General features: G+C 57.5%; 10 protein-coding genes. 4 read left to right on the plus strand and 6 right to left on the minus strand.

Annotated elements, in window-relative coordinates; translation table 11 throughout:
- Nucleotides 1-123 precede the first annotated feature (123 nt).
- On the plus strand, nt 124-846 hold the full coding sequence (locus FMN52_RS09570; RefSeq protein ID WP_148608425.1) for a Crp/Fnr family transcriptional regulator: 723 nt from the start codon (nt 124-126) through the stop codon (nt 844-846).
- Here the strand turns inward: FMN52_RS09570 and FMN52_RS09575 are convergent.
- Both FMN52_RS09575 and FMN52_RS09580 read right to left on the minus strand, forming a co-directional pair.
- Complete coding sequence (locus FMN52_RS09575) at nt 843-2,201, minus strand: diguanylate cyclase (protein ID WP_148608426.1); 1,359 nt, start codon at nt 2,199-2,201, stop codon at nt 843-845. The two genes, FMN52_RS09570 and FMN52_RS09575, sit on opposite strands and share 4 nt — an antisense overlap.
- A 12-nt stretch (nt 2,202-2,213) precedes the next feature.
- Nucleotides 2,214-2,777 (minus strand): OmpA family protein, encoded by a 564-nt coding sequence (locus FMN52_RS09580; RefSeq protein WP_148608427.1) that lies wholly within the window; start codon nt 2,775-2,777, stop codon nt 2,214-2,216.
- Nucleotides 2,778-3,024: 247 nt separating this feature from the next.
- Between FMN52_RS09580 and FMN52_RS09585 the strand changes: the two genes are divergently transcribed.
- Both FMN52_RS09585 and FMN52_RS09590 read left to right on the plus strand, forming a co-directional pair.
- Complete coding sequence (locus FMN52_RS09585) at nt 3,025-3,618, plus strand: PAS domain-containing protein (RefSeq protein ID WP_162525031.1); 594 nt, start codon at nt 3,025-3,027, stop codon at nt 3,616-3,618.
- Nucleotides 3,618-6,146, plus strand: a complete 2,529-nt coding sequence (locus FMN52_RS09590) for a chemotaxis protein CheB (RefSeq protein WP_148608429.1) — start codon at nt 3,618-3,620, stop codon at nt 6,144-6,146. The genes FMN52_RS09585 and FMN52_RS09590 overlap by 1 nt, the downstream gene beginning before the upstream one ends.
- A 52-nt stretch (nt 6,147-6,198) precedes the next feature.
- Here FMN52_RS09590 and FMN52_RS09595 read toward each other — a convergent pair whose 3' ends face one another.
- The 3 genes from FMN52_RS09595 to FMN52_RS09605 form a co-directional block, all read right to left on the minus strand.
- Nucleotides 6,199-6,513 carry a BON domain-containing protein gene (locus tag FMN52_RS09595; RefSeq protein ID WP_148608430.1) on the minus strand — a complete coding sequence of 105 codons (315 nt, stop codon included), beginning with the start codon at nt 6,511-6,513 and terminating at the stop codon, nt 6,199-6,201.
- A gap of 133 nt (nt 6,514-6,646) precedes the next feature.
- Nucleotides 6,647-8,917, minus strand: a complete 2,271-nt coding sequence (locus FMN52_RS09600) for an ATP-dependent DNA helicase (protein ID WP_240339447.1) — start codon at nt 8,915-8,917, stop codon at nt 6,647-6,649.
- On the minus strand, nt 8,914-10,623 hold the full coding sequence (locus FMN52_RS09605; protein WP_148608431.1) for a VRR-NUC domain-containing protein: 1,710 nt from the start codon (nt 10,621-10,623) through the stop codon (nt 8,914-8,916). Before FMN52_RS09605 ends, FMN52_RS09600 begins: the two co-directional genes overlap by 4 nt.
- A 105-nt stretch (nt 10,624-10,728) precedes the next feature.
- Here FMN52_RS09605 and folM point away from each other — a divergent pair, with 105 nt between their 5' ends.
- Nucleotides 10,729-11,436 carry a dihydromonapterin reductase gene (folM, locus tag FMN52_RS09610; RefSeq protein WP_148608432.1) on the plus strand — a complete coding sequence of 236 codons (708 nt, stop codon included), beginning with the start codon at nt 10,729-10,731 and terminating at the stop codon, nt 11,434-11,436.
- Between the two features lie 5 nt (nt 11,437-11,441).
- Here the strand turns inward: folM and FMN52_RS09615 are convergent, their stop codons facing one another.
- Nucleotides 11,442-11,882 (minus strand): DUF4864 domain-containing protein, encoded by a 441-nt coding sequence (locus tag FMN52_RS09615; RefSeq protein WP_148608433.1) that lies wholly within the window; start codon nt 11,880-11,882, stop codon nt 11,442-11,444.
- Between the last annotated feature and the right edge of the window lie 72 nt (nt 11,883-11,954).

Here is an 11,954-nt window from a genome sequence, read left to right on the forward strand (position 1 = left end):
CAGTCGGGATGCCTGTTGTGTGTTAGCGTCTTACGATGATCGACTGGCGCGGGCAAATCCGGCATTGATCACTTGCACAAGGGGAATGTGCCCATCATCGACAGCCTCACTAGGGAGGTAACTATGTCTGACGCACCAACCTTCCCCGAACAAAATCACCTTCTGGCTGCCTTGCCAGAGCGTGCACAGGAACGAATTTTTCCTAAGCTGAAACTGGTTGAACTGAAACTGGGTGAGATTATCTATGAATCGGGGCAGCCTATCGAGTTCGTCTATTTTCCCACCAACTGCATCATTTCGCTGCTGTACGTGATGATCAACGGTTCCTCTGCTGAAATTTCGGTGGTGGGAAACGAGGGCATGGCCGGTATTGCGGTTTTCATGGGCGGCGACAGCACGCCCAGCCGAACGGTTGTGCAAAGCCAGGGATCTGCCTACCGACTGCCTGCTCAAGAACTCAAAACCGAGTTCAACAACAACCCTGAGGTCAGGGTGCTAACCCTGAGATACACTCAGGCGCTGATCACCCAGATGTCCCAGACGGCCGTTTGTAACCGCCACCATTCGATCGACCAGCAACTGTGCCGCTGGTTACTACTTTCCCTTGACCGGATCCCGGGCAACAGCCTGACCATGACCCAGGAACTCATTGCCAACATGCTGGGAGTCCGTCGTGAGGGAGTTACCGAAGCCGCTGGCAAACTGCAGAAACTGGGTATTATCGAGTACCATCGAGGACACATTACCGTCCTGGACAGACCACAACTCGAAGCACTCTCCTGTGAATGTTACAAGGTGGTCAAGCGGGAGACAGACCGCCTTGTCGCCAGCGGTCCGCCAGTCTAGAGCAGGAGCGGCAAGATCTTCGGGCTTCCATCCATCGGGCGCCGGTTGAGCGTCTTCACCCGGTACATGGCACTGTCGGCGGTTTTCAGAAGAGAATCAGCGGTCTCTCCGTTATCAGGATAAACACTCACTCCGATACTGAGCTGAAGTGACACTTCATGGCCGCCGATTACGATTGGAACGCCAGCGGCTTCACGTATTTTATCGGCAACGGCAAAGGCATGATCCGGCTGGGCGATTTCGGCCAACAACACCACAAACTCATCCCCGCCATACCGACACACGGTATCCGCTGCCCTCACGCAACTTTTCAGTTTTTCAGCCATGGCAGTCAGAATTATGTCTCCACTGTCGTGACCTAGAGCGTCATTGATACTCTTGAAATTATCCAGATCAATGAACAAGACCGCCATCTGGGCACCGTGTCGCCGGGCCAGTGACAGCGATTGATCAAAGCGCTCATAAAACGCACTGCGATTGTGCAGCCCGGTCAGTTCATCATGTTGTGCAAGGTGTTCCATTCGGGCAGTGGTTGCCCGGGAAAAGCGGGCGTCATGAAATACAATCACGGCGCCTACCACCGCTCCATGGCGGTTGTGGATGGGCGCTGCAGAGTCTTCAATCGCCAACTCCACACCATTCCTGGCCACCAGCAGAGCGTTTGCCTCCAGAGCAACAATACTGTCCGACAGGATTGCCCGCCTTGCAGGATCGGGCGTGGTTTTGTGCGTCTTTGCGTCCACTACGTGAAAAATCTCACTCAGGGGGCGACCAATGGCTTCCTGTCGACTGAAACCGGTCAGCGTTTCCGCCACCATATTCATGTAAGACACACGACCGTCGATATCCGTACTCAATACAGCGTCACCAATCGAGTCGAGAGTCACCTGCGCCCGCTCTTTCTCATCGAACAGCTGCTCCTCGGCTTTCTTCCGGGCTTCCTCATGGGCTTTATAGGTACTGATATCCTCGACCGTATGCACGTAGCCGTGCCCCGGCACGCCATCTGTCAGCAGGGCAGCGTTGCGACGGGTCCAGATAACGTGGCCGTTAGCGCACTTCAATCGGGCTTCACAGAGGAAAGGCCGATGGCCGAGAACCGCCTTTTCCCAGTGCTGAAGTGTCTTTTCATGATCCTGTGGGTGAATAACAGAGCTCCAATGCGATCCGATCAGCTCCTCGGCGCTCCAGCCACAGAGTTTTTGATACGCGGTATTGCTGTATAGGCATTTGCCATTTCGATCGGTCACCAATATTCCCAGGGGCAACACATCGCCCAGCGGGATACCTTTGCCAGGACCCGAGCTTGCCTGGGTATCTGCCGCCAGCGGAAAGTAATCTCTGTAGCGCAGCATGGTATCTCCTTATTATTCGTTTTCGATCACAACTTCAACACGGCGGTTCTGCTGGCGACCCATTGCGGTTTCGTTGCTGGTAACAGGGCGTTCAAACCCGAATCCAGATACCGAAAGTCTCCGGCTATCGATGCCACGATTGATAAGGAACCTCCGAACCGACTCAGCCCGTTGACGGGACAAAGTCTCATTAAAACTGGCACTTCCAACGTTGTCGGTATGGCCCTCAATCAACACCTGGCGATCGGGATACTGGTTGAGAAAACTGACCAGTTCCTCCAGGTTCTGGTTCGTGCCTCCCTGAATCTCCGAACTGCCCGTTGCAAAGAGTACGTCGCCCAACGTAAGAACCAGTCCCCGCTCGGTGGCCTCGGCCTCAAGGTTCTTCACCTGCCTTTGCAGTTCCTCCGCCTGCAATCGGGCCCGATCAGCCTCCTGTGTTCTCGCCGCAAGCCTGGCTGCATCGCGGCGCTCACCCAGTTTCGCCCGCACATCTGCCGAGCCCTCGGGGCTCACAGGCGACATGGCACAGGCCATCAGAATCACCGAGGCAAACAACACCAGGGAAACAACCACCCCGTTTTATGTCGTTATTCATAGCAGGGCTCCTTTTGAAACCAAGTGACCCGAACCAAAACGATCCGACCACACTCCTTGATTCCCACACTAGGCTTCACCGGGTGGACCTTCTGTTCGCTAACACACATAGAAGGACCCACTTTATAAAAACACCCCAAGCGCGCTATTCCACCGTCGTAAGGTGGCGTAATATCGAATGGTATGGATCAAACTCAGATTTAAGGTGGGGCATTTAGGAGGGACTATGGCCGACAATTACAAACACCTGCATGCCAGAAGCCACGAACAGTTGCGTCGCAGTGCCAGGGATCTGATTGATCACGGCGTGCCACCACCCAACCACGGTGGCTCCCTCAGCGTTGATGCGCTGCATCTGCTTTATGAGCGAGCGAGTACCCCAGAATCTGCAGCGGATGCCCTTAAGCTACTCCACGAACTTCAGACCTATCAGGTAGAACTTGATCTGCTGTATGAGCAGCTTCGGGCCAATGAACTGGAAACCGTCGAAGAACTGACTCATTACAAATCTCTCTATGAGCTTGCTCCCGCCGCTTACCTGATCATGGCCAAAGATGGTGAAATCATTGAAGGCAACCAGGCAGCTGGCATTCTGTTTGACCAACCCACCACGGATCTTTCAGGCCAAACCCTGAGTTCACTTCTTGCTCCGGGCCAGGAGGTTGCCATAGAAATGCTAATCAACCGGCTGGAGGGACCATCGGTAACCGCCGGTTCCGTTGAACTCCCGGATCAACGGCGGCTGGCGATCAATGCCAGGCCCAGTAATACCGGTGACAGCATTCTGATGGTTCTGACCGAAGCCAGCACAGGTTCCTGATGCGAATTGTTGGTATCGGCGCTTCTGCCGGCGGTCTGGCCTCGCTGGAGAATTTCTTTCGTAATACACCCTGCGATACCGGTATGGCATTTCTGGTGGTTCAGCATCTGGACCCAACCCAAAAGGCTCTGCTACCGGAACTCCTGCAACGCTATACCGAAATGCCGGTGTATGAAGCAAAACAGAATATGGCCATTCGCGCGGATTGTATTTATGTCATCCCGCCGAACCGGGAGCTACGGGTCCTCAACAATACCGTGCAACTGGATCAGCCAGCGGAGCATCGCGGGCTACGCCTCCCTATCAACGTTCTGTTCTCATCCCTGGCCAGCGCACAGAACGAACAAGCCATAGCCGTCGTGCTCTCAGGTATGGGCTCTGATGGTACTCTGGGCCTGCAAGCCATCAAGGCTACCGGGGGACTGACAGTGGTGCAGACGCCCGAATCGGCCCAATTCGATGCCATGCCCAAAAGCGCGATTGCTGCCGGCTGCTCCGACATTGTGGCGCCGGCTGATGCATTACCGGCTCGCATACTGGCCTACGTCCGGCGCGTTCCCGAACCGGATCATCGGTCTGGCCAGAAAAATGAGGCTCGCAGCACGGTTAAACAACTAGACCCGGTTCTGCACTTGCTGCGGGAACAGACCCGGCACGACTTTTCCCAGTACAAGCCCACCACGCTGAAACGCCGGATTGAACGCCGCATGGCCATCCATGGCATTTCGGAGCTGGCCGATTACACCCACTTCCTGTCAGACAACAAACAGGAAGTAGAGTTACTGTTCCGGGAGTTATTGATCGGCGTCACCCAGTTCTTCCGGGACCCTGAAACCTGGCGCTACCTGATAGACACAGAGCTGCCCGATCTTCTCTCCAAGCTACCCAAGGAACACACGATAAGGGCCTGGGTGGTAGGCTGTTCCACCGGTGAAGAAGCCTATTCTCTGGCCATGGCCTTCACTGAAGCACTGGCAAACACTGAGCCTGGGCGAGAGCTGCACCTGCAGATTTTTGCCTCCGATATCAGCCCGGAAGCCATTTCGGTGGCAAGGCGCGGGCAGTTCCCCCTCAGCATTGAAAACTCGGTCTCTGCGGACCGGCTAACGCGCTTTTTTATCAAGCAGGACAATCATTACCAGATAAAACCATCAATACGCGACACGGTCCTGTTTGCCCAGCATGATGTCATTCTGGATCCGCCGTTCACCAAGCTGGATCTGATCGCCTGCCGTAACCTGCTGATTTATTTCGATCTGACATTGCAACGCCGAATTCTGCCACTGTTTCATTACAGCCTGTTGCCCAACGGGTTGCTGATGCTGGGTAGCTCCGAAACGGTTGGCAGGTTGAATCATCTGTTTGCGCCATTGAAACCGAAAATGCGCCTTTATCGGAGCAAGCCCTACGAATCCGTCCGTCACTTCGAGTTCCTGCTAGAATCATTTCCTCCCATATACACTCTGCCCAAGGAGCAACCTGTGCCTACCGAAACGGTTACCCCGCAGGGGGCCACCAACAATCTGCAGTCCGCCGCAGATCATGTGCTGCTTCAGGTCTATGCGCCGGCTGCCGTGGTGCTCAATGCCGAGGCAGACATCGTGTACATCAGCGGGCGCACCGGCAAGTACCTGGAACCGGCCGCGGGCAAAGCCAACTGGAACATTCACGCCATGGCCCGGGAAGGCTTGCGGGGGCCTTTGTATACCGCATTGAAACAGGCATCTGAGCAACCGGAGCCGGTAGAGCTTAGAAGCGTGCAGGTGCAGACCGATTCCGGTATTCAGGCGGTTGATGTGACCATTCAGGCCTTCCGTGAGCCTGATGCCCTGAAAAACATGACCATGGTCGTGTTCCGGGATGCGCCTGCCCAGGTCAGCGCCCGACGCCGCAAAACGGCTCCAGCCGGCGATACCGGCCACACCGCGCAAATCCAGCAGTACGAGGAGGAAATTGAACGCCTGAGAACAGAGGCCAAGCGATCCCGGGAGGAACTGCAAGCCTCCAACGAGGAGCTTCAGTCCACCAACGAAGAGCTGCAGTCCGCCAATGAGGAACTGACAACATCCAAAGAAGAAATGCAGTCGATGAACGAGGAACTGCAGACGATCAATACCGAGTTGCAAACCAAGCTGGATGACCTCGCGCTTGCCCAGAGTGACATGCAGAATGTGCTCAACAGCATCGAAATTGCTGTTCTTTTCCTGGATCAGGATCTGAACGTACGGCGCTATACTGAACGGACGGCAACCATTATCAGCCTGCGCGAAAGCGATATTGGCCGCCCGCTCAGTGACCTGACCTCCAGCCTCCGCTACCCGGAACTACAGGATGACGCCCGAAAGACCCTCGACACACTGGCGGTTTCTGAAAAACAGATCACCACCAAAGATGACCGCTGGTTTTCGGTCCGGATCATTCCCTACCGCAGGCTGGACAACATGATTGACGGGGTCGTCATCACTCTGGTGGACATTACCGACACCAAGAATCTGGAATCGTCGCTGCGCCACAATACCCAGAACTAAACAAGTTCCAAACCGCGGTCTGGCACAGCATCTTTGGCTAACCCGTAAGGTCTCACTTCAACGTCATGTCGTTGGTGACCGATTTCACACCCTTCACACCGCGGGTTATCCGGACGGCCGTGTCGATGTCGGCCCTGGAGCTGACAAAGCCTGACAGCTGCACAATACCCTTGTAGGTCTCAACGTTTATTTCCGCGCTCTTGAGCGTTGATTCGTTGAAAATTGCGGCCTTGACCTTTGCAGTGATCACCGTGTCGTCGATGTACTCGCCAGTACCTGAGCTGGTTTCGCTGGATGCGCATCCGGCAAACAAGGCGAGAAGCACCACCATCGCCAACATCGGGACCGATCCTATTATTCGTTTCATATCCTGTTCTCCTCAGACCACCAACACCCGATATGTCAGGTCCACGTTGGGCCACGCCTCGGCGGTTGGCTGACCGGGCAATTATGAGACTAACGCCGCGTTCGCATCCGGTCTGTTCGATTCCCAACACAAGTCAGTTCTCACCCTGGCTGTCGCAAAACCACCAGGCAGGCAACAAACGATTGATCGCCGGCCGCATAAATCGATCATCAATCAACCAGATCACGCCCTGGTCTTCCGGGGTACGGATCACCCGCCCCGCCGCCTGGGCGACTTTCTGCAAACCGGGAATCAAATAGGTGTAGTCATAGCCGGCGCCAAATCGTTGCTCCAGGCGAACCTTTAGGATTTCATGCCAGGCATCAAACGGCGGCAGGCCCAGGGTGGCCACAAAGGCGCCGATTAACTGATCACCCGGCAGATCAATGCCTTCACTGAACACCCCACCCAACACCGCAAACGCCACACTGCCTTCCGGTTTCCGGAAACCTGCCAGAAAGTCTGCTCGCTCCTGAGGCGACATGCTCGGGTGTTGGATGCGCTGGGGTATATCCGGCGCCTGCTTCGCCAGCGCGTCGCTGGCCTGCCTCGCATATTTGAAGCTGCTGAAAAACGCCAGGTAGTGCCCGGGCCTTTCCCGGAACTGCCGGGCAATCAGCTCGGCAATCGGCGCGAGCGACGCCTCCCTGTGGGCCTGGCGGGTGCTGATGTCAGGAGTGAAGTGCACCTGCAGCTGGTCCGCGCTGAACGGGCTGGGCAACGAGGTAAAACGGGAATCCTCGGGCAATCCCAGCAGATCCCGGTAGTAGACACCGGGACTCAGGGTAGCGGAGAACAGCAGGACCGAGTGCGCGGCTTCAAACCGCTCGCGCAGGAAATCCGCCGGGATCAGATTCTGGATGGTCAGGCTGGCCCGTCCCCGACCGGCGCGCTGGAATTCACAGAGGGAGTGATCGCCGAAGGAGTCTGCCAACTTCATGAAGGCGACACTTTCAAATAACAGTTCCTGCAGGGCCAGGTCCGGAGGATTGTCGGCCAGGTAATCGGTGAGGCTGGAGATCATCGCCTGCAGGGCGCCGAGCAGCTGGGCCGGCAGCGTTTCCAGAAAATCCGGGGTTTCATGCTCGGCCTGGTGATCCCGGATGAGATTCTGCCAGGCACGGGCGGTGCGGTCGATAGCGGACTTCAGCGGCTTCGGGGCTGTTTTCTTGATCCTCAACAACCGCTGCTGGTCGAGCCGAACCGAGTACATGCCCCGGCCCCGGTCCACCAGGTTATGTGCTTCGTCCACCAGTACACTGGCCCTCCAGTTATTCTGGCGAATCAAACCGTGGAGCAGGGCGGATTGATCGAACAGCCGGTTTACGTCACCGATCACCACATCGCTCCAGCGGGCCATTTCCTGTGCCAGAAAGTAGGGGCAGATATCGTGACCGGCGGCGATCTTCGCCACGGTGTGCTGATCCAGCGTGCCTTCGCTCTGGGCGGCTTCCGCCCGGGCGTCTGGCAGTCGGTCGAAAAACCCTTTCGCCAGCGGGCAGGAATCGCCATGACAGGCCTTGTCCGGTTGCTCGCAGGCATCGTCTTTCGAGACCAGTTCCAATGTTCGCAGTGGCCAATGCTGGGAAGCTTGCGCCGAACGCAGGCGGGCAACCGCATCCATGGCCAGCTGACGGGCGGTATTGCGACAGGTGAGGTAGAAAAGGCGGTCCTGGCCGGCTGCTGGCATTGCCATCAACGCCGGGAACAGCGTGCCGAGGGTCTTGCCCAGGCCGGTGGGGGCTTCCAGCAGCAGGGTGCCGGACTTAATCGTGTTCTTGTACACCGTCTCCGCCAGCTGGCGCTGTCTGGGTCGAAATTCGGGGAAAGGAAACTTGAGACCTGCGAGCAGGGCATTTCGCTGCTCTCGGTGATGCTCTTCCTGTTCGGCCCAGGCCTTGTAGTGGCTACACAGGGTTTCCAGTTCCTGCCAAAGTTCTTCGGCACTGGCGGTCTCCACCACCGGTGTTTCCTTATCCCTGCCGGTATCGTAATAGATCAGCGCCAGTTCCAGCGTTTTCCGCTTTTCCTGTCGGCATAAAAGGGCTCCGTAGGCTCGCAACTGGGCACGGTGAAGCGCCCGCTGATGCTCGCGGATTCGGGCCAGGTCACCCCGATGGGTCTTGATTTCCTCCAGCCGGCCTCGGTGCGGGTTATAGATATCAGCGCGCCCGGAAAGTAACAGTCCCAGGCAATCACCGGTCAGTAAATACTCGCTTTTATAACCATAACCGCGCCGGGATTGTATCGCCTGATGGCCAGCGATGCCTTCCTCGGCACTGGGTGCCGGGGTATAGCGGAAGTCCAGATCGCCCTTACGGGCGGCAAACTCGCAGAGAGTCCGGATGGCCACCTTCACGGTCATTCCATCGCCTCGCTCTCCTGCCAGCGCACGTAACAGACGCTGGCGGGGATGTCTTCAACCGCAAAGAACTCGAGCCAGCGGATCTGGTGGTCCTGCAGCCGGTCACCCGGCCCCTTCACCTCGATCATTTCGTAGCGCTTTTCGGGGTCGGTGGCGCCCGGAAAAAAGCGGATCAGATCGGGGAAGCCACTGCGATGCTCCCGGATATTCAACAACAGGCGACGGAACAGACGTTCCATATCCTCCGCTGGAATACAATCCAGCGCCAGGTCGAGCAGTTCCTCGTCGAGGACCGGCCAGATCACAAACGGATTGGTGGTGCCCTGTTTGGCCCGGTAATTCTCCAGGATCCGCTGCCGGTAGCTACCATCCGCCAGCCGCGCAAAGCATTGCTCGAACGATGCCTTCCGACGGCTGACGAAATCTTCCCGGGTAAGATCCGCCGGGCCCACATGGAACGGATGGAAAAAGGCCCCCGGCACCGGCGCAAAAATGGTTTGCCAGCAGAGCAGGCCGAACAGGCCGTTGATCAGGGTGTTCTCCACATAAAGCACGGGCGCCTCTTCCCGGTGCAGGTGGTCCCGAACCGCGTATTCGACCGACCCGACCGCTGGTTTCGGCAGGGTCAGGGTCATCTCCCGGATGGGCGGCTGCGCCGGAGGCGGTGGCGGTATCTGGCCAAGCCGGCCCGCAAGCCTTTTCAGAATTCGTGCCAGGCCCTGGGCCTCGGCATCGCTCAGTTCCTGGTTCTGCCAATCGGAGGCAATGACCCAGGCTTCCTGGTGACGCTTCATCCGTTCCAGCAACCGGAGCTGTTTCAGTCGCGCTTCCCGATGGCCGCTGCTGGCGAAAGCCTCTAACGCCAGTTCCCGCTCGCCCTGGCGCTCCGCCTGCCGGCCCAATTCCAACAATAACCGGTCGCGGCGGCTGGTCAGCCAGGCGTTATTCGAGGGCGCCGGAACCGCCCGCCATACCTCGTCGGCGGGCACGCCCTGGTCCAGCCATTCCCGGCACTGATGCATGGCAAGATACAGGTCGACCTCAGCACGCTGCTGAAACGCCCGGGAATCCGGTGCAAAGGTGACCGGCTCATACTGCTGATGGCCCAATTCCACCAGCACAAAATCGGACCAGCTCTGGCGAAGATTGCCGAAAAACATCAGGCGCACCCGGTCAAACAGCGCCATGGTTTTGAGCCTGATAACCGGCCTGGCGTGCTGACCGAGCCAGTCGGCGACGGTCAGAGGGTCGGGGAACCGCGGAAGCAGGGCGTCGCGCATCCGGCCCTTGGGCAGGTTGGCAGGCTCTCCGGCCGCTTTCAGAAGGGGCTCCATGGCCGGACGCAGTTCTCCAAGAGTGAACAACCGAAACAGCTCGTCCAGGCTGAGCAGGGGATCGGTGTCCAACCAGCCTGCCTCCATGATTTCGTCGAGGGCACGGGCCTCTGGTACGCCGATCTCCGGATACTTGAGCTTGTGCGACCGGAAGAGATCGCCCGTGCGCATCACCATTCGGGTCAGCAAGGCCCGGGCCGGCATTGAAAGGGTATGGAAACTGGCCAGTCGATCCAGCTCTTCTGCCGTCAGCAAGTCACCGTGATGGCTCTGGACCCAGCCAAGGACGGTTTCCATGTTCTCAAGGTAATAGAGCGGATTATCGAGATCCGCAGTGGCCAGTTGTGTGCTCTGTGGCTTCGCGGGTGACATGGCCAGGTTGATCTTCCTTCAGGATGGTTCGGGAAAGTGACGCTACCACGTTGAGCCGTCGGCATGACATTAACGTAGGTAAGACACTGATTACAGGAGAACACCATGACCGCACCTATTCTGATCACCGGCGCCGGCCAGCGAATCGGGCTGGCCTTCGCCAAAGCCTGCCTTGACCGTGGCCAGCCGATCATCGTTACCTACCGCACCTATCGACCGGCCATCGACTCGCTGCAGAAGGCGGGGGCAGTGTGTCTCCACGCGGATTTTGCCACGAACAAGGGCATTGATGAGTTTATCGAGGCCCTGAAATCGCGAACGGACACACTGCGCGCGATTATCCACAATGCCTCGGACTGGTTACCAGAGAGCGAGGACTCGGATCCGGCAGACGTGATGAACGCGATGATGCAGATTCATGTAATGACACCGTACCGAATTAATCTGGCATGCCGGTCAATGCTGGAGCAGGGTGATTCGACAACCGATATCATCCATATGACGGACTATGTGGTGGAAAAAGGCAGCGCGAAGCATATCGCCTATGCCGCCAGCAAAGCGGCTCTGGCCAATCTGACCCTGTCGTTCTCAAGATTGCTAGCGCCGAAAGTGAAAGTGAACGCGGTTGCTCCCTCCCTGATCATGTTCAACCAGGGCGACAGCGAGGCCTACCGGGAAAAAACCCTCAAAAAATCATTGATGGGCATCGAGCCCGGGGCCGAGGTCGCTGTCGCCACACTGCAGTTCCTGCTGGACAACCCTTACATCACGGGCAGGACCCTTCCCCTGGACGGTGGGCGGCACCTGGCCTGACCCCGTTAAATGCCCAGCTCGGCCGGCTGGAGTCTCACGCCGGCCACCTTCCAGGCACCTTCAGTGAGCACCATCCGGTAATAGGCGTCCCACCGCTTGCCTTCCGGTCCCTGCAACCGCACCACCTGGATTTCAAAGGCGCCATGGGGCACGCGCTGGGTAAATTCGATGGCAGTGGCGTTGTGCACAGCCGGATAGGCTTCGCGAACCATATCAACAAACACCTGGGACGACCCGAATCGACGCTTGATGCCCTCAGACGCGTGGGCCCAGGCCTGCTCCTCGTCGTTGTTGGCAAAGGCTTCGATCTGGCGAAGGATGGTGTCGCGGATTTCCGCATCTTTGTCGCTGGCTACAGACTGTGAGGACCCGAGGATGGCCAGCCCTATAAAAGCCAGAAAAACGGGAATCAGCCACTTTCCGAGAATGATGTTTTGGTGACCCATGATGGCACCTCTCTATTGTTCATCTTTTAAACAATACGGCCAGAGCAGAGTCCCGGATTCGCCTTCCGCCAG

The organism is Marinobacter sp. BW6 (assembly GCF_008107725.1).
In the GTDB taxonomy this organism is placed as follows: Bacteria; Pseudomonadota; Gammaproteobacteria; order Pseudomonadales; family Oleiphilaceae; genus Marinobacter.